This is a genomic window from Streptomyces sp. NBC_00986 (assembly GCF_045162565.1).
Classification (GTDB): Bacteria; Actinomycetota; Actinomycetes; order Streptomycetales; family Streptomycetaceae; genus Streptomyces.
Genome location: NZ_CP108733.1, coordinates 2,103,705 through 2,121,386, shown reverse-complemented (window position 1 = coordinate 2,121,386; position 17,682 = coordinate 2,103,705). Strand labels below are relative to the sequence as shown.

At 70.7% G+C, this 17,682-nt stretch carries 17 protein-coding genes and 1 tRNA gene; 5 read left to right on the top strand and 13 right to left on the bottom strand.

The window, feature by feature from the left end; translation table 11 throughout:
* Window positions 1–14: 14 nt before the first annotated feature.
* The 3 genes from OG504_RS09295 to OG504_RS09285 all read right to left on the bottom strand — a co-directional run bounded on the left by OG504_RS09295 (window position 15) and on the right by OG504_RS09285 (window position 2,345).
* Window positions 15–827: an SAM-dependent methyltransferase gene (locus OG504_RS09295; RefSeq protein ID WP_405989345.1), complete on the bottom strand. Its 813-nt coding sequence runs from the start codon at window positions 825–827 to the stop codon at window positions 15–17.
* 136 nt (window positions 828–963) lie between these two features.
* A complete protein-coding gene (locus tag OG504_RS09290) occupies window positions 964–1,854 on the bottom strand; it encodes a hypothetical protein (protein WP_405989344.1) in 891 nt (296 codons plus the stop codon).
* 152 nt (window positions 1,855–2,006) lie between these two features.
* Window positions 2,007–2,345: a hypothetical protein gene (locus OG504_RS09285; protein ID WP_405989343.1), complete on the bottom strand. Its 339-nt coding sequence runs from the start codon at window positions 2,343–2,345 to the stop codon at window positions 2,007–2,009.
* Between the two features lie 192 nt (window positions 2,346–2,537).
* Here OG504_RS09285 and OG504_RS09280 point away from each other — a divergent pair, with 192 nt between their 5' ends.
* Window positions 2,538–3,011, top strand: a complete 474-nt coding sequence (locus OG504_RS09280) for a potassium channel family protein (RefSeq protein ID WP_405989342.1) — start codon at window positions 2,538–2,540, stop codon at window positions 3,009–3,011.
* Window positions 3,012–3,203: 192 nt separating this feature from the next.
* Here OG504_RS09280 and OG504_RS09275 read toward each other — a convergent pair whose 3' ends face one another.
* From OG504_RS09275 to OG504_RS09260, 4 genes are all read right to left on the bottom strand, one after another.
* A complete protein-coding gene (locus OG504_RS09275) occupies window positions 3,204–4,757 on the bottom strand; it encodes a carboxylesterase/lipase family protein (RefSeq protein WP_405989341.1) in 1,554 nt (517 codons plus the stop codon).
* Window positions 4,758–4,863: 106 nt separating this feature from the next.
* Window positions 4,864–6,345 carry an MFS transporter gene (locus OG504_RS09270; RefSeq protein ID WP_405989340.1) on the bottom strand — a complete coding sequence of 494 codons (1,482 nt, stop codon included), beginning with the start codon at window positions 6,343–6,345 and terminating at the stop codon, window positions 4,864–4,866.
* 84 nt (window positions 6,346–6,429) lie between these two features.
* Complete coding sequence (locus OG504_RS09265; RefSeq protein ID WP_405989339.1) at window positions 6,430–7,647, bottom strand: sensor histidine kinase; 1,218 nt, start codon at window positions 7,645–7,647, stop codon at window positions 6,430–6,432.
* A gap of 102 nt (window positions 7,648–7,749) precedes the next feature.
* Complete coding sequence (locus OG504_RS09260; protein ID WP_405989338.1) at window positions 7,750–8,787, bottom strand: zinc-binding dehydrogenase; 1,038 nt, start codon at window positions 8,785–8,787, stop codon at window positions 7,750–7,752.
* A 252-nt stretch (window positions 8,788–9,039) separates the two neighbouring features.
* Here OG504_RS09260 and OG504_RS09255 point away from each other — a divergent pair, with 252 nt between their 5' ends.
* Window positions 9,040–9,543 carry a MarR family winged helix-turn-helix transcriptional regulator gene (locus OG504_RS09255; RefSeq protein WP_405989337.1) on the top strand — a complete coding sequence of 168 codons (504 nt, stop codon included), beginning with the start codon at window positions 9,040–9,042 and terminating at the stop codon, window positions 9,541–9,543.
* A gap of 32 nt (window positions 9,544–9,575) precedes the next feature.
* On the opposite strand, the gene OG504_RS09250 is transcribed toward OG504_RS09255, so the two are convergent.
* A complete protein-coding gene (locus OG504_RS09250) occupies window positions 9,576–10,388 on the bottom strand; it encodes an SAM-dependent methyltransferase (RefSeq protein ID WP_405989336.1) in 813 nt (270 codons plus the stop codon).
* Window positions 10,389–10,478: 90 nt separating this feature from the next.
* A complete protein-coding gene (locus tag OG504_RS09245) occupies window positions 10,479–11,303 on the bottom strand; it encodes an alpha/beta hydrolase (RefSeq protein WP_405989335.1) in 825 nt (274 codons plus the stop codon).
* A gap of 116 nt (window positions 11,304–11,419) precedes the next feature.
* On the opposite strand from OG504_RS09245, the gene OG504_RS09240 reads away from it, so the two are divergent.
* On the top strand, window positions 11,420–12,211 hold the full coding sequence (locus OG504_RS09240) for a sulfite exporter TauE/SafE family protein (RefSeq protein WP_405989334.1): 792 nt from the start codon (window positions 11,420–11,422) through the stop codon (window positions 12,209–12,211).
* Between the two features lie 33 nt (window positions 12,212–12,244).
* Window positions 12,245–12,994 (top strand): cobalt-precorrin-6A reductase, encoded by a 750-nt coding sequence (locus OG504_RS09235; protein WP_405989333.1) that lies wholly within the window; start codon window positions 12,245–12,247, stop codon window positions 12,992–12,994.
* On the opposite strand, the gene OG504_RS09230 is transcribed toward OG504_RS09235, so the two are convergent.
* The 4 genes from OG504_RS09230 to OG504_RS09215 all read right to left on the bottom strand — a co-directional run bounded on the left by OG504_RS09230 (window position 12,978) and on the right by OG504_RS09215 (window position 17,012).
* Window positions 12,978–13,442: a hypothetical protein gene (locus OG504_RS09230; protein WP_405989332.1), complete on the bottom strand. Its 465-nt coding sequence runs from the start codon at window positions 13,440–13,442 to the stop codon at window positions 12,978–12,980. The two genes, OG504_RS09235 and OG504_RS09230, sit on opposite strands and share 17 nt — an antisense overlap.
* A gap of 43 nt (window positions 13,443–13,485) precedes the next feature.
* Window positions 13,486–15,564 (bottom strand): MDR family MFS transporter, encoded by a 2,079-nt coding sequence (locus OG504_RS09225; RefSeq protein WP_405989331.1) that lies wholly within the window; start codon window positions 15,562–15,564, stop codon window positions 13,486–13,488.
* Between the two features lie 74 nt (window positions 15,565–15,638).
* Window positions 15,639–16,412 (bottom strand): precorrin-6A synthase (deacetylating), encoded by a 774-nt coding sequence (gene cobF, locus OG504_RS09220; protein WP_405989330.1) that lies wholly within the window; start codon window positions 16,410–16,412, stop codon window positions 15,639–15,641.
* A gap of 78 nt (window positions 16,413–16,490) precedes the next feature.
* Complete coding sequence (locus tag OG504_RS09215) at window positions 16,491–17,012, bottom strand: DUF309 domain-containing protein (protein WP_405989329.1); 522 nt, start codon at window positions 17,010–17,012, stop codon at window positions 16,491–16,493.
* A 99-nt stretch (window positions 17,013–17,111) separates the two neighbouring features.
* Between OG504_RS09215 and OG504_RS09210 the strand changes: the two genes are divergently transcribed.
* A tRNA-Pro gene (locus OG504_RS09210) sits at window positions 17,112–17,185 on the top strand.
* Window positions 17,186–17,682 lie beyond the last annotated feature (497 nt).

Here is a 17,682-nt window from a genome sequence, read left to right as displayed (position 1 = left end):
GGTCGGCGTCGCCGTCAGGGTTTCACGGCCACCGCTCCGAACTGCGGTACCACGGCCGGGGAATCGGAGTCCGGACGCCACCGCGAGCACGGCACCAGACCCGGGTCGAGGAGGTCGAGCCCCTCGAAGAACGCGGCGACGTCCTCGCGGCTGCGGGCGGTGATCGGGGGAGTGGCGTTCTCGTTCCAGAACTCCATGGCCGGGACGTTGCCCTCGCCGCCGAGGTCGGCGTCGAAGGTGGGGTGCGTGAGGACCAGGAAACTGCCCGAGGGGACCGCCGCCATGACCTTGCGTACGACGTCCCGGGCGTCCTCGGTGTCGAGGATGAAGTTGAGGATGCCCAGCATCATCACCGCGATGGGACGGTCGAAGTCCAGTGTGTCGGCGGCCCGTTGGACGATCGCCGCCGGATCGTGCACGTCCGCGTCGATGTAGTCGGTGACGCCCTCGGGCGTGCTGGTGAGCAGGGTGCGGGCGTGGATCAGCACCAGCGGGTCGTTGTCGACGTAGACGATGCGGGCTTCGGGTGCGACACGCTGGGCGATCTCGTGGGTGTTGTCGACCGTGGGCAGTCCGGTGCCGATGTCGAGGAACTGCCGTCCCCCGCGCTCGGTGGCGAGGAAGCGCACCGCTCGGCCGAGGAAGTCCCGGTCGGCGCGCGCCACTTCACGGATCACCGGGAACAGTCCGGCGACGTGCTCGCCGACCCGCTGGTCGATCTCGTAGTTGTCCTTGCCGCCGATCCAGTAGTTCCACACGCGCGCGTTGTGCGCCACACCGGTGTTGAGCCGGGTCGGTCCCTCTGCCGGGGTGTCGCTGTCACTCACGTCGTGGCTCCTTGTTCGCCCGTCTGACCGGTCAACTCCATTGTGCCGTCAGGTGATCACTCGGCCCAAGGGTTCGCGACGATCGGGGCGAATGTTCCGGCGCGTGCGCTTCGGGAGCGCCGGACCCGGTCAACTCTCAGTCCAGGTTGTCGGGTTGGGCCGGAGGCGTCCGTCCCGCCAGGACGTCCTTCAGGTGCGAAGTGCCGGACTGCACGGCAGCCTTGGTCGTGTCGGTCTCCGTGCCGTCGAGGCCGCCCGACGTGACGGTGATCGCGTCGGTACCGACCCGGACGACGGCCAACTGCAGCGTGAGCGTGGTGGGTTCGTCGCCGCTCATGCCCGTGACGGTGACCTGGAGACCCTGGCGGGCGTCGCCCACGGAGGGCAGCGGGTCCTCGATGACCTGGACCGTCCGATGGCCGCCCTTGGAGTCCGTCGCGGTGAACTGGTCGCACTTCACCGGCAGTGTCTTCAGCCAGTTCAGGGAGGTGCCGAGCTTGGCCCGGTCGTAGGCGGCGACCTGGTACAGCAGCCGCGAGTTGCTCTCCTCGAACCCGGTCAGCGCGGACGCGCCGGACGGCTTGCCGAGAAGGGTGTCGTCGTAGAGCGCGTCGAGCAGTTTCTGGCAGTCGGCGGCGTTGGTCTTCGCGGTGAGGAAGTCGGCGACGTCGACCTTGCCGATGACCAGCTTGTCGCGCCAGACGTCGGCGCCCTTGACCTGCGTCCAGCTGTCCTCGAGATCGGCCTCGGTGATGAGCGCGGCTTTGGCTCCGGCCGGGGTGAGGACGGGGGCGGCGGATTTCGTGGCGCGGGGCGAGGCGGATCTCCCGGTACGGGCTGAGGCGAGCGGGGACTCGGCGGCGAGGGGGGAGGCGGCCACGTCCGAGGCGCTGTCGTGGACCGTTCCACTGCCCTCGCTGTCGCCTCCGCCGGAGCAGGCCGCGCAGGTCAGCAGGGCGCCCGCCGAGAGGAACGAGGCGAGGACACGGAAGGGACGGGCGGCTCGGGAGGGCGGGCGACGGTGCATGGCGGGGCCTCCGGGGGAGTGGCAGGTGTGTCCCCAGCGCACCATCGGGGCGCCGGGGCCTCCAGTGCAGGGGGCCGTTCGGGTGAGTCACGGGGGGTTAGGGGGCGCGTCTTCTCGGGTGAGAGGCCCTCCGGAGGTGAGGGCGCGGCGCGTCAGCGGGTCTCGTCCTCCGGCGGGCCGGAATGCCGGTGCGGCAGATGGAGACGGTGCTCGTGCGGTGGCTGGGGTTCGTGCTCCGCGCGGCGCGCCCGTGCCGCGAGTCCCGCCTCCAGCACGTGCACCGTGCGCCCGTCGCACTTGGGGCAGATCGCGTCGGCGAGGGGTGACCTGAGGGCCTTCCCCTCCTCGTCGACGTACTCCTGCGTGGTGAGGCCGGAGGCGTCCGTCGGGTTGGTAAAGAACATCACCTGGAAGGTGGCCTCCCAGCAGTGGCCGCAGTCACCACAGGTGAACGCGAAGGTCTCCGGCACGGCTCGGGGTTCCGCGGTCATGGCAGGGTCCTCCGTCGTGTGGGGCGGTCGGGGTCGGGCGGCGGGGCAGTGCCCCCAGCGCACAACGCCGCACGTCGTACGGCAACTCGAACGCCCCGCCCCGCGTGCCCGCGCCCCCGCCCGCCCCGACACTGGCCCCAGGCCGGGACGGGCTCCGGCCACCCGCCGGCACCCCCACGCGAAGGAGTGACCATGCTGCCCGGATTCCTCACCAGGGCGGTCCAGTTGCTGCTCGGCAAGGAGGGCCGCTCGCTCCACCTGAAGACGGCGGGCGCGGCGACGGCGGTACTCGGCGTGGTGATGCTCGTCGGCTCCTGGGCGGTGGTCGCCGCCGAACAGGGAGCGCGCGGCGCCAATCTGACGACGTACCCGAGGGCCCTGTGGTGGTCGATCGAGACGGCGACCACCGTCGGATACGGCGACTTCTACCCGGTGACCCTGTGGGGCCGCGTAGTCGGCTCGGTGGTGATGGTCAGCGGCATCACCACCTACGGCCTTGTCACGGCGGCGCTGGCCACGTGGTTCGTCGGGCGGGAACAGCGGCGCCGGCATCATCTCGCCCACGGGGTGGAGGAGTTGGGCGAGGAGACGGTACGGGCTCTGCACGAGCGCTTCGACCGGCTGGAGCGGATGGTGGCCGGGAAGGGCGAGGACTCGGGCAGGTGAGGTGACGGGTGTACCGCCAGGTGGGGCGAGGAACTGCTCGCCGACCGGGCCCGGGTGTGGCGCCCTCCGGGCATGGGCGTGGTCCTCACGACTGTCCACGCCCGCGTGGCGCCACCGACCGCAGCACCTCACCCCGAGTTCCCGCCGATCACGGGCGACCCCGCGCCCACCGAGGCAGACGTGTTGCTCGGGTTACTTGGCCAACGTCACCGCACCGAAGGCGTACCCCTCCCACAGCCGCCGCGAGGCCTCCTCCGGATACGCCGTGACCACCGGCTCCGCGTCGAGCACCTGCACTGCCCGCCCCTCGGTGTCGTACGCGGGCCACCCCGGGTCACCCGTCCGCGCGAACGCCGTCCAGGACGCCCGGAAACGGGACGACAGGGCCAGCGCCTCGGGCGAGGGCACCACATCGGCGAACAGCAGATTGCCCAGGTCGGCGGTGAACGTGCCGAACAGCAGCGGGATGTCGAGGCCGTGGCAGGAGCCCAGGACTCCGCCCAACCCCGGGGCGGGCCAGGTGAGTTCGTAGACGTGCACGCGTCCGCCCGCGGCGACCTGCGCATCCGCGAGGTGGAGGCACGGCATGCGGAACACCCGGTCGGAGTGGACGAGTTCGTACAGTTCACCCGGGGAGGCGTCCGGGAAGGCGGTGCGATAGGCCTGTTCGGCGTCGGGGCCCGGGCCGAACCAGCGCAGTGCGGACGACGCGTCCTCCTCGGTGATCTTCCCGAGCTGGCCGCCGAGGGCGGTGAACAGGCGGAACTCGTCCCGGTTGTGACCGAGGATCAGCTCCACGTCCCGGGCGGCGCCCGCCGCGACACCCTGCCAGGGCGTGGTGGGCAGCACCTCGCCGTCGACGACGGGTGCGAAGGGGCTCAGTGTGTGGGCGAGGCCGCCCCACCGGTCCTCGTACTGGTGCATCTTGCTGGTCAACGTCTCGCCCGCCGTGGGCAGTTGACGCGGGTCCACGGTCGCGAGGTCGGCGGCCGTGGGGCGCAGTCCCGCCTCGGCGGCGATCGCGGTCGCGATGTCCTTGGCCAGTGGGTCGGAGAAGATCGGGCTCGGCACGCTCTGCGCGATGGCCCGGCGGAACAGTCCGGCAGCGCTCGGCATCACCAGCAGCGAGGCCACCGACCCGGCACCGGCCGACTCGCCGAAGACGGTGACCTGTTCGGGGTCGCCGCCGAACGCCGTGATGTTGTCCCGCACCCACTCCAGCGCGGCGACCTGGTCGAGCAGCCCGCGGTTGGCGGGGGCGCCGTCGATCCGGGCGAACCCCTCGATCCCGACACGGTAGTTGAAGGTCACGACCACCAAGTCGCCGTCCCGGGCGATGTGTTGGGCGTCGTAGCCGGGGCTGCCCGCGTGTCCCAGCTTGTAGGCGCCGCCGTAGATCCACACCATGACCGGCCGGCGGGCCGCCGGATCGGGAGCGGGTGTCCACACGTTGACGGTCAGCCAGTCGTCACCCGTCGCCGCCTCCAACACGCCTCGGCGGCCCTGGAATCCGGACTCCTGCGGGGGTGGCGGGCCGAAGTCGAAGGAGTCCCGCACGCCGTCCCAGCCGCGCACGGGTCGCGGTGCCTGGAACCGGGCTTCCCCGACGGGCGGTTCGGCGAACGGGATGCCGCGGAAGACCGCCAGCCCGTCCTCCAGCCGCCCGCGCACCGCACCGGCGCCGAACCGCACCACGGGTGCGTCGGCCGAACCAGCCGCCGTGTCACGGGAGTTGGGTGTCGTCATCGTGGACTCCTCGTTGGGTGCCGGGGAAGTGCGGGTACGCGGAGGGCGGTCGCCGTCCCACGTCACGCGGGACGGCGACCGCCGTGTGCTCGATGGCCAGAATGCCTTAGGCCTTGGCCTCGGCGACCTCGGGAGCCGGGGTCGGCTCCCCGTCGGCCGGTGCCTCGACTGCCTTACGGGCCTTGGGGATCAGGCTCGCGAGGAAGAAGGCCAGCAGCGCGGCTCCGGCACCGATCGCCATGACCACCTTGAAGCCGTTCTCCGACGGGAGGGCGGAGCCGCCGAAGTCCGTGGTCATCTGGGCCAGGATCACTCCGGCGATGGCGCTGGCGAAGGAGGTGCCCAGGGACCGCATCAGGGTGTTGAGGCTGTTCGCCGCGCCGGTCTGGGACGGGTCGACCGCGCCCATGATCAGGGCGGGCAGGGCGCCGTAGGTGAAGCCGACACCGGCACCGATGATGCAGGACACCAGGACGAGGTGCCAGACCTCGGACATCAGCAGGATGTTGAGGGCGTAGCCGGAGGCCACGATCAGTGCGCCGATCATCAGGGTGACCTTCGGGCCCTTGGCCTTGGTGACGCGGGCGGACACGGCGGACATGGCCATCATGACCAGGCCCTGCGGGGCGAGCACCAGGCCGACCGCCAGCATCGACTTGCCCAGGCCGTAGCCGGTCTGCGAGGGCAGTTGCAGCAGCTGGGGGAGGACCAGGGACATCGCGAACATCGAGAAGCCGAGGGCGATCGAGGCCAGGTTGGTGAACAGCACCTGCGGCTTCGCGGTCGTCCGCAGGTCGACCAGCGGTTGCGTGCTGCGCAGCTCGTACCAGCCCCAGGAGAGCAGGATCGACACGGCGGCGATGCCGAGGATCAGGGTGGTCGCGCTGGTCCAGCCCCAGTCGGAGCCCTTGGAGATCGCGAGCAGCAGGGAGATCAGTCCGGCGGAGAGCCCGAGGGCGCCGACCAGGTCGAAACGGCCGCCGGTGCGGACCTTGGACTCGGGCACGACCAGCAGGACCAGCAGGAAGGACACGGCGCCGAGGACGGCGGAGACCCAGAAGAGGAGGTGCCAGTTGTAGTGGTCGGCGATGAAGGCCGCCGAGGGCAGGCCCAGGGCGCCGCCTACGCCGAGCGAGGCGCTCATCAGGGCGGTGGAGCCGGCCAGCCGGTCGCTGGGCAGCACATCGCGCATGATGCTGATGCCGAGCGGGACGACCGCGGCGGCCAGACCCTGGAGCGCGCGGCCGATGACCATCGGGACCAGCGAGTCGGCCAGGGCGCAGACGACCGAGCCCGTCACCAGCAGGATGATGCTGGTCAGCAGCATGCGGCGCTTGCCGAACATGTCGCCCAGGCGGCCAACGACCGGAGTGGCCACGGCGGCGGCCAGCAGTGTGGCGGTGACCGCCCACGCCGTGTTCGACGCGGAGGCGTTCAGGTACTTCGGCAGCTCCGGGATGATCGGGATGACCAGGGTCTGCATCAGCGAGACGACGATTCCGGCGAGGGCCAGCACCGCGACGACGGCGTTCGACCTCGGCGGAGCGGAGGAACCCGCTTCGGCGGGTCGGGCAAGGGCGTCGGACATGGCAGTGCCTCCATCTGGAACGAGCATGACGATCTGGACGAGTCGACTTGCTTGACTCACTCAACCATAATGAGATTGATTGACTTACGCAAGTGAATTCTGGGTGCGGGGCAGCAGCGGCAGTTCGGTGACGACCTCGAAGCCGCCCTCGGGCCGGTGCCCGGCCCGGAGCCGGCCACCGGCGGACAGGGCACGCTCGCGCATGCCGATGACGCCGTAGCCGTCGGCCGGAACGGGGGAGGAGGGCCGCGCGGGGGAGGCGGGTGTCGCCGTACCGCCGTGATCGGTGACGGTGATGCCCAGCCGGTCGTGCGCGTAGCTGAGCCGCACCTCCGCCGAGCCGGTGCCCGCGTGCTTGGTCACGTTGGTGAGCGCTTCCTGCACGATGCGGTACGCCGTGAGATCCGCACCGGCGGACAACGGCCGTGGCCTGCCTTCGGTGTTGATGGTGACGGACAGTCCGGCGGGCTCGAACGAGGCTGCCAGCTCGGCGAGTTGGGCCAGTCCGGGCGCGGGCCCCGACGGGGTCTCCGAGTCGTCGGCGTGGCGCAACAGGCCGACGGTGGACTTGAGTTCGCGTACGGCCGACAAGGTGGTGCCCGCGAGTTCACCGGCGATTCGCTCGGCCTCCTCGGGCCGGCTGCGCATCAGCCGTACGACCGTGCCCGCCTGGAGATTGGCCAGGACGAGGTGATGGGCGACGACGTCGTGGAGGTCGCGGGCGATCCGCATGCGTTCCTCGGTGACGCGGTGCCGTGCCTCGTTCTCCCGGGTCCGTTCCGCGTGCTCGGCACGGGCCTGCACCGCCTCCAGATAGGCCGCGCGGAGCCGGGTCGTGGTGCCGAGGGAGGTCGGCAGCAGCAGCCAGAAGGCCGGCCCGACCAGCTTCAGGACCAGCGGTTCGGTGTCGGGTCCCACGACCAGGGACGTGCCCAGGAGCAGGGTGATGCCGGAGACGGTGAAGAGGTTCGCGGTGGTCCGGTCGGAGCCGCGGGCCAGTGTGTAGAGCGCGACCATCAGCGGTCCGATCACCAGGACCGTGAGGATGTAGCCGAGCGCGGCCACGGCCATGGCACCGCAGAGGGTGACCACCACCGTGGTGCGCGGCAGGGTGCGCCGCCACAGCAGGGCGAGGGAGGAGATGCCCGCGACCAACACGCCTGGCCACCAAGGGACTTCGAGGTCGCGGCCCGGGAGCGTCATCACGCTGCCCGGGAAGGAGCCGGCGAAGAGCGTGGCGGCGACGACCAGGTCGACAGTGCGGGGATGGCAGCGCAGCAGCCGCCGCAGATTGTGGATCATGGGGTGGGGATCATGACGTGGGGGTTCCCGTCCGAGAGGGCAGGCCGTCCGCGGGTTCCCGCCGCCGACCGCGGCCGACGCTGGGAACCCGCGCGCCCGCGGCTACTCGTCGAAGGTGACGACGATCTTCTCCGCCGCGCCCGGCGTCAGCGCGAGCTCGAAGGCCCGGTCGACCTCGGCGAAGGGCACCCGGTGGCTGATCAGCTTGGCGAACCGCTCGTGGTGCTCGACGATCTCCCGCGTGACCTCGAAGATCTCGGTGGGGTAGCCCTGCGAGGCGATCAGCGTCAGCTCGCTGCGCAGCATCCCGCCGAGGTCGATGTCGGCGCCCTTCTTCTGTACGGCGACCATCACCAGCTTCGCGCCCCACTTCGCGGAGTCGACCGTGGTGTTGACGACCGCGGCGACACCGGCGGCGTCGATGTAGATGTCCGTACCGGGACGGGGCTGGCCCAGCGCGTTCGCGGCCCGGCCGTGCAGCTCGGTCAGCCGGGCGGTGACGTTCTCCTCGGCGGAGTTGATCACGGCGTCCGCGCCGACGGCGAGCGCCGTCTCCAGGCGCGAGGCGATGACGTCCGCGACGACGACGTGCTCGACCCCGCGCAGCTTCAGCCAGATCGCCGCGCCGAGACCGATCGGCCCGGCACCGAAGATGACGACCCTGTCGCCGGGCTCGGCCCCGGAACGGTTCACGGCGTGCCGGGCCACGGCCATCGGCTCGTTGAGCGCGGCGACGTCGAACGGCACGGTGTCCGGGAAGACCGTGACGCTCTTGCCGATCTCGCAGTCCTCCAGGATCAGGTAGTCGCTCATGGCGCCGTGCCTGCCGCCGCAGCCGATGATCCCGGTGGGGGCGCCCTGCGGGTTGACGACCACCCGGTCGCCGACCTTCAGGCCGTCGACCTCCGCGCCGACCTCGACGATCTCACCGGCCGGCTCGTGACCGAGGGGGACCGGGGCCATGGCACCGCCGGGCCCGAAGGGGCCGCCGCCGAGGTGCAGGAAGAAGGTGTCGGTGCCGCAGATCCCGCAGGCGCGGATCTTCATGAGGGCGTCCTTCGGCCCGGGCACCGGACGCTCGACGTCCACCACGTCGATCTTGTCTACGGCGCCGGTCTGCACGGACTTCATCGTGGCCATGAGGGGACTCGCTTTCCATGTGCGTGAGGGGTGTCACCGGCCCGGCGGCGGACAGGGGGGAGTACTCCGCTCGCCGGGCCGGTGGCTGCGCCGTACTCCGTCCCCACGGCGTACGGCGCGACGGGGACGCCTCCGCTTGGGCGGCCCCAGCTCTGGACTTGCTTGAGTTAGGCAACCATAAATGCATTACTTAAGTCAAGCAACCGTTTCCGACCTTGCTTAACTCAGGCAAGTAGCTGTTACGGTGGACGCATGTCCACACTGCCACCCGTAACAGCGCCCGTTCCGGAGGACGTAGCCGAGATCGAGCGGGTTCTCACCCGTATCGCCTACCTGGCCGGACGGGCCCGGCAGCACGAGCGTCTGATGGCGCTGGCCGGGCTGCCGCTGGACCGGGCCGCCGTGTCGATCCTCCGCTACATCGCCGAGAGCGAGCCGCTGCGCCCCGGTGTGCTGGCGGTCCGGATGTCCGTGGAGGCATCCCATGTCACGCGCCAGCTACGGCAGTTGGAGCAGCTCGGCCATGTGGTCCGCATCCCGGACCCCGACGACGGTCGCGCCCAGCGCGTCCAGCTCACCGACAGCGGCCTGGCCGCCGTCAACCGCATCCGGGACGCGAGCCGCCGCGGCATCGAGATGGCACTGATCCACTGGTCCGCCGAGGATCTGCGGCACCTCGCGGGACTCTTCCACCGGCTGGTCGACGACTTCGTCACCCACGCCGAGGCGGCCGTGGATCCCGCGCCGTCCGCCTGACGGCTAGGGAACCCGGCCGCTCCGGGGGAACCTCAGACCTTGAAGCCGACCCCGCCGTACAACGAGACCGGCCCCTCGCCGAGCGGGGTCTCGCCCTCCGCGAGCTCGGGATGCCACTCGGACACGGACACGATGCCGGGGTCCATCGGCTCAAGTCCCTTGAAGATGCTGCTCACTTCGGTGTGCGAGCGGGCCACCAGGGTCACCCCGCCCGCCGCGTAGGCGGCGATGCCCCGCTCGACCTTCTCCCGTTCGAGGTCGGCCGTCATCGCCGACAGCACGAGGCAACTCCCCGGCGCCAGCGCGTCGAGGAGGGTGTCCACCAGCTCGTGGGCGCCGTCCTCGTCCGGGATGAAGTGCAGCAGGGCGATCAGGGACAGGGCGATCGGGCGGTCGAAGTCCAGGACGCGGGCCGCCTGTTGGAGGATGGTGAGCGGTTCGCGGGCGTCGGCCTGGATGTACTCCGTCGCACCCTCGGGCGTACCGCGCAGCAGCGCCGCCGCGTGGGCGAGCACGATCGGGTCGTTGTCGACGTACACGACCCGCGCGTCCGGCGCGGTGGACTGGGCGATCTGGTGGAGGTTGGGCGCGGTCGGTATGCCGGTGCCGACGTCCAGGAACTGGCGGATGCCCGACTCCCGGACGAGCATCCGCGTCGCCCGCTGCATGAACCAGCGGTTGGCACGCGCGGTCCGCGGGGCACCCGGGTCAAGTGACGTGATCTGCCTGCCGAGTTGCTCGTCGACCGGGTAGTTGTCCTTGCCGCCGAGGAACCAGTCGTACACCCGCGCCGGATGCGGCTTCGACGTGTCGATCCGTCGGACGGCCGGCTCTGTCCCGGTCACGCGAGACTCCTCTGCTCGACTGTGCGCTACGACGACCCGCACGGGCTGGGTACGGCGGCTCCCGCGGGCTGTGCGAGAAGTTTGGCACGGTCATGCCGACCGGGTGACGCCGTTCGACACCTCGTCCAGGAAACGGATCAGGTCCCCGAAGACCTCCGCCCGGTTCGTCTCGTGGAACACCTCGTGCCGGGCGCCGGCGTAGACGCGCTCGGTCAACTCGCCGCCGCTCAGCCGCTCCACGCCGACCCGGCTGCCGTCGAGCGGGACGAGCCGGTCGTCGGCGCCGTGCAGCCAGAGCAGGGGAAGCCCGCCGATGTCGCCCGACTCGCCCACGGTCTTGAGGGTTTGGACGAAGGCCTCCAGCGTCGGCCGCTTCATCGGACCGTGCCAGACCAGCGGATCCGCCGCGTACGCCGCACCGACGCCGGGGTCGCGGGACAGCGCGGCCGGGCTGATCGGGATGTCGGGGATCTCGTCGAAGGCGAGCAGTCGGCCCGGCAGTTCCCAGGTGCCGATCACCGGCCCGGACAGCACTAGCGCGGCCAGTTCGTCGCCGTACCGCTGTGCGAAGCGGGATGCGATCAGCCCGCCCATGGAGTGGCCGATCAGGACGAGGGGGACACCCGGGTGTGTGGCGCGGGCCAGGTCCGCGACGGCGTGCAGATCCGTGACCACGTCCTCGAAGTCCTCGATCAGCACACGCTCGCCGGCCGATGCGCCGTGGCCCTGGTGGTCGGGGCCGAACACGGCCGCACCGTGTGTCCGCAGTACGGCGGCCAACTCGGCGTAGCGGCCGAGGTGTTCGCCGTATCCGTGCGCGACGAGGGCGATGCGGCGGGGGAGTTCGTGCGGCCACTCGTGTGCGGTGACCGCGCCTCGGGTGCCGGAGAGGACATGCTCGCGGGTGTCGTCCACACCCGAAAACTAGCATCGCTCATCTGGTGCCCCGGTACGCCGAGGTGTGGTGCAGGGGCCATCTGACGAGACACTCCTTACGCGGGCAGATGTAAGGACATACCATCGGTCCTCGCATGAACACGATGACTCTCTGGCACATATCCGGCTGGGAATTCGCCGCCCTCGCCGCCGCGGCCCTGCTCGTCGGCTTCTCGAAGACCGCCGTGAGCGGGGCCAACACGGTCAGCCTGGCGATCTTCGCGGCCGTCCTGCCCGCCCGTGCCTCCACCGGCGTCCTGCTCCCGATCCTGATCGTCGGCGACGTCCTCGCCGTCCTCACCTACCGGCGGCACGCCCACTGGCCGACCCTGTGGCGGCTGTTCCCGGCGGTCGCGGCGGGAGTCGTGATCGGGACGCTGTTCCTGGTGTGGGCCGACGACGCGGTCGTACGGACGTCGATCGGGGCGATTCTGCTGTTCATGGCGGGGGTCACGCTGTGGCGCCGGCGCAAGGCGGAGGCCGGGGCCGAGGCAGGGGACGGTGACGAGCCGGACTCCGTCACCACGAGGTCCGGGCGGGCGAAGGCGCGCTCGTACGGTGTGCTCGGCGGATTCACCACGATGGTCGCGAACGCGGGCGGCCCGGTGATGTCGATGTACCTGCTCTCCGCCGGTTTCCGGAAGCTGGGCTTTCTCGGCACGTCGGCGTTCTTCTTCCTGATCGTCAACGTGACCAAGGTGCCGTTCAGCGTCGGGCTCGGCCTGATCGACGGGCACTCGCTCCTCCTTGACGCGGCGCTCGCGGCATTCGTCGTGCCCGGTGCGTTCATCGGCAAATGGGCTGTGAACCGAATCAACCAGCGATTGTTCGAGCAACTGGTGATCGCGGCGACGATCATCGGCGGACTGCAACTGCTCCTCCGCTGATCCCTCGGCCCCCTGACCTCGTACGCTCGCTGCATGTCCCCGCACATCCTGATCCTCGGCGGCACCACTGAGGCACGTGAGCTGGCCACCGAGCTGACGGCACGTCCCGAGGCGAGGGTGACCACGTCCCTCGCCGGGCGGGTGTCACGGCCTGGGGCGCTCGCCGGGGACGTACGGATCGGCGGGTTCGGCGGAGCCGAGGGGCTGGCCGCATGGCTGCGGGAGCACCACGTGGACGCCGTCGTCGACGCCACCCACCCCTTCGCCGAGACGATCACCGCGAACGCGGCGCGGGCCGGTGCGGCGACCGGAGTGCCCGTGGTCGTGCTGCGCCGACCGGGCTGGCAGCCGGGGCCGGGGGACCATTGGCACCTGGTCGCTTCGCTGGAGGAGGCCGCGGACGTGCTCCCCGGACTCGGGCGGCGCGTCCTGCTCACCACCGGCCGGCTCGGACTCGCCGCCTTCGCCCACCTCGCCCAACTGCACTTCGTCGTACGGTCGGTGGAGCCGCCCGAGCCACCGATGCCGGCGGACGCCGAGGTGCTGCTGGCCCGCGGGCCCTTCACCGTGGCCGATGAGGCGGCGCTGCTCCGCGAACACCGGATCGACGTGGTCGTGACGAAGGACAGCGGAGGAGCGGCGACCGCGGCCAAACTCACGGCCGCGCGGGAGGCGGGCGTCCCCGTCGTGGTCGTACGACGGCCGCCGTTGCCGGACAGGGTGAGCGCGGTGCCCGATGTGGCAGGGGTGCTGGAGCGGCTTGGGCTCAGCCCGGGGCGATGACCGTGGCCCGGAGGCGGTCCACCGCGCGCAGTATCTCGTCGCGGTTCTTGGCGCTCTTCATCCAGGCCGGGAGCCGGGCGACCAGCGACATCCTCTGGCCGGTGTCGTAAAAGGGCGCGCGTTCGCGCAGGTCGGCAGCGACGAACCGCCTGATCAGGTCCAGGTGTTGGAGGTTGTACGCCCACAACTCCCCGTGTCTGGTGCCGGTCCGCAGCCACAGGGACGGCCGAGGGCTCGTTGAGGGGCCCGTGTCGATCCGGCACAGGCCGCAGGACCGGCAGACCAGGCGGGTGTGCGGATACCTCTTGCCGTCGGCGTCCGGAGGGGTGCACGGGCGCCGCTCGAAGTGGGCGATCCGTTCGCAGCGCGGGCAGCGGACCAGTACCGACGACGCGAAGTCGGCGCGGGTGGCGCGCGGGTCGTGGAAGCGCACGGGCGTCGGGGACATGCCGTGAGTATGACCACCGGCCCACTCACCCGGCATCCGGTTTTCAGGAGGCGGTGCTTCCCTCCAACTCCGCCGCGCGCTGCGGCAGTCCGGAGGAGAGGTCCTCCACCAGGAGGCGCTTGGCGATGGAGTCGACCGCGGCGCGCAGGTCCGTGCCCGAGGGGCGGCCGATGTCCTGCTGGACCCGGTCCTCCAGCCAGCTGCCCCACGCCTTGCCGATGACCTCCGCCTCGCGTTCGCCCGCCGCGGTGTGGGAGAGGAGGTAGCCGTCGCGGGTCAGATAGCCCTCCTCGACCATGCGGTCGAAGACCGGGAGGAGTACCTCCGGCGGCATGTGGCGGCGGGCGGCGATCAGGCCGAGGCTCGCGTGGCCGACCATCCTGCTGAACAGTTCGACCTGCATCACGGCCCAGGCACCGGCGATGTCCAGCCGGGTGTCGGAGCCCGTGATGATCCGCCGGGCGGTGTCCAGGTCGGTACTGCCGATGACCTTGCCCACGGCCGTTTCGAGGAGCCGTTGCGAGTCCCCGCCACGAGGTTGCGCGAAGCCCTCGCCCATGTCGGTGGAGCCCTTCCGCGCGCTGTCCCGCAGTTCGACCTGCTTGAGGAACAGGGCGACGACGAAGCCGACCACGGCGACCGGGACCGTCCACCGGAACACCGTGTGGATGGTGTCGGCGTACGCGTTGATGATCGGCGCGGCGGCGGCGTGCGGCAGCTTGTGCAGGCCCTCGGGGCTGGTCGCGGCCTTGGTGATGACGGCCGGGTTCAGCGCGCTCGTCCGCACGGCGGACGCGATCCCGTCCTTGAGGTTGGGGGCCAGACTGTTGGCGTAGATCGTGCCGAAGACTGCGGTGCCGAACGAACTGCCCAGCGTACGGAAGAAGGTGACGCCGGAGGTCGCGGTGCCGAGGTCGGTGTACTCGACGGTGTTCTGCACGGCGATCGTCAGCACCTGCATGCACAGCCCGATGCCGGTGCCGAGCACGAACATGTACACCGATTCCAGGAACGCGCCGGTGCCCGGGCCCATGAGGGACATCAGATACAGCCCGACGCCCATCACCGCGGAGCCGATGATCGGGAAGATGCGGTACTGGCCGGTCTTGCTGACCACGTTGCCGCTGAAGACGGACGCGATCAGCAGCCCGATCACCATGGGCAGCGTCCGCACCCCGGAGACGGTGGCCGAGTCGCCGTCGACGTACTGCAGATAGGTCGGCAGATACGTCAGCGCGCCGAGCATCGCGAAACCGACGATGAAGCTGAGGATCGAGCAGACCGTGAACACCGGGTTGCTGAACAGCCGCATGGGCAGCATGGGTTGGGCCGCCCGGGTCTCCACCCAGCAGAACAGGCCGAGCGCGATCACACCGCCCACGAACAGGCCGATGATGGTCGACGAACCCCACGCGTACTCGTTGCCGCCCCAACTCGTCGCCAGGATCAGCGAGCTCGCGCCGATTGCGACGAGCGCGATGCCCAGGTAGTCGATGACGGGCCGCACCGCCGACTTGACCACGGGGATGGTGCGGGCCGCCGCGATGACGACGATGATCGCGATGGGCACGTTGACGTAGAACGCCCAGCGCCAGGTGAGGTGGTCCGTGAACAGGCCGCCGAGCAGCGGTCCGATGACCGTGGCGACGCCGAACACCGCGCCGATCGCGCCCTGGTACTTACCGCGTTCCCGCAGCGGGATGACGTCGGCGATCAGCGCCATCGCCGTCACCATCAGGCCGCCCGCGCCGATGCCCTGCACCGCGCGCCAGGCGATCAGCAGCGTCATGTTGGTGGACAGACCGCACAGGAACGAGCCCGTGATGAACACGATCGCCGAGACCTGGAAGACCACCTTGCGGCCGAACAGGTCGCCGAACTTGCCGACCAGCACGGTCGCGACGGTCTCCGCGAGCAGATAGGCGGTGACCACCCACGACATGTGCTCGGCACCGCCCAGGTCGGACACGATGGTTGGCAGGGCCGTGCCGACGATCGTCTGGTCGAGGGCCGCCAGCAGCATGCCCAGCATGATCGTCACGAAGACGACGTTGCGGCGGCGGGAGTCCAGCACGGGGGGCTGCTGCGCGGAAGGCAGCGCGGTTTCCTCGGCGACTGTCACGGGGTCACTTTCACACCGGTAGGCCCCTCCTGCATACGGGGCGGTCCACTCGGGTGCCCCGCTGCCCCTGCCCGCTACTCGTTCCTCGGATGCCGGCGCAGCAGATACGTGTCCATGATCCAGCCCTTGCGCTCACGGGCCTCCGCACGCAGCCGCTCGATGCGCGGGGCGGCCTCGGCTATCGGACCGGAGGCGAGGATCTCGTCGGGGGTGCCCAAATAGGCGCCCCAGTAGATGTCGATGTCCTGGTCCGCGTACCGCCGGAACGCCTGGTGCGCGTCCAGCATCACGACCACGTCGTCCACGTCTTCCGGGAACCCCTCGGACAGCCGCCTGCCCGTGGTGATCTGCACCGGCCGGGCGACCCGGTTCAGCCCCGTGCGGTGCCGGGCGACGAGCGCCGAGACACTGCTGATGCCGGGCACGACGTCGTACTCGAAGGCCACCGCGCCCCGCTCCAGGATCTCCTCCAGGATGCCGAGCGTGCTGTCGTACAGCGAAGGATCGCCCCACACCAGGAACGCGCCGCTCTGGTCCTCGCCCAACTCCTCGGCGATGAGCCGCTCGTAGATCTCCGCGCGGGCACTGCGCCAGTCCCCGACCGCCGGCGAGTACGCGGCGCCCCCGGCCTTCCGGTCCCGCTCCGGGTCGCGCGCCTCGACCAGGCGGTACGTCCCCTCCGGTATGTGCGCGTCGAGCATGTCCCGGCGGAGCTGCGTGAGGTCCGACTTCACCTCGCCCTTGTCGAGGAGGAAGAACACGTCCGTGCTCCGCAGCACCCTGATCGCCTGCAGGGTCAGCTGCTCGGGGTCGCCCGCGCCGATACCGATGACATGAATCTTTCGCACACCCCCGAGTCTGCCCCACGCCACTGACAGTCCGTACACCGCACCGGCACGGACCGGGACGATTCCGTGCCGGCTCGGCTACGACGTCCCGCGCAGCCGAGGTGCCCGCGCCCGCGCGTCGACACTCCCGCCGCCCCGCTCCACGTCGTCCCCGAGCCTCCGCGCCCAGGCCGCGACCCCCGCGAGATCCATCCCGTACGGCCGCTCCCGCCCCGACCGGGACGCCCACTCCTCGACGCCCCCGGCGCCGCGCCGCAGCAGCCGGGCCCCGCCGGTGATGTTGCCCCGGGCCGCGTGCGTGAGGCCCACGGCGAGCTGGGCGAGGCCGCGCCACAGGGCACGTTCCTCATCCGGCCCCGACTTCCAGGCGTCCTCGAAGACCTCGTGCGCGTGGAACGGTTTCCCCTCGTCGAGCAGCGCCTGCGCCTCGACGACGGTCACCTCCGGCGCGCGCACGACCCCCTCGGGCTGCCGTGCCACACCGTCCGCGTCGTACGGCAACGGCCGCCCGAGCCCGTCCCGCGGCCGGGCGTTGCGTGCCCGCCCCTCGCCGTCCCGGTCCCGCGCGCCGGCCGTACCGCCTGAGGTCGTGTCGCTCATACGACGATTGTCCCGCGCCCGGCACCGGCTTCGGCGCACCCCCGGGCGTGGGGTAAAGTGCTGTTCGCGCGATCACACGGTTTTCTGTGGGAAGCGCATCGGGACGTGGCGCAGCTTGGTAGCGCACTTGACTGGGGGTCAAGGGGTCGCAGGTTCAAATCCTGTCGTCCCGACTTTTCGAAGTCGCAGGTCAGAGGCCGTTTCAGAGGAGATCTGAAGCGGTCTCTTGATCATTTCTGGGGACCGTTTGGGGACCAGGGCGCGGCTCCCTGAGGAAGCGCTTGGTTGGCGGCGCACCCCGGACTACTCCCGTCGTCGGTGCGGGACGCAGGCCGAACACGACCGCCGGTCATCCGGGAACCGGTGCCGGCGCCGCGGCCGCCGCTCACACGTAATAAAGCACCTGAGCAGTCACCCTCGATCCACCGCGTGAACTCCGGTGATCCTCTTCGGTCGGTTTCCGGATACTTCTCCAGTCCGAGGCGGCGCGAGTCGCCGGGTGGCCGAAATGCCGACCTTGTCGAGACTCCACTCGCGCCTCCCAGCTTGGCGAGGACGAATCGGGCATCGCCGAGGCGCGCTTCGGCCGCCTTGCCCGGCGGTTCCTTGGGGATCTCAACAGGAAGTGCCGGAGCCTTGCGCATCACGCTGAATCTCTGGAGGATCTGGA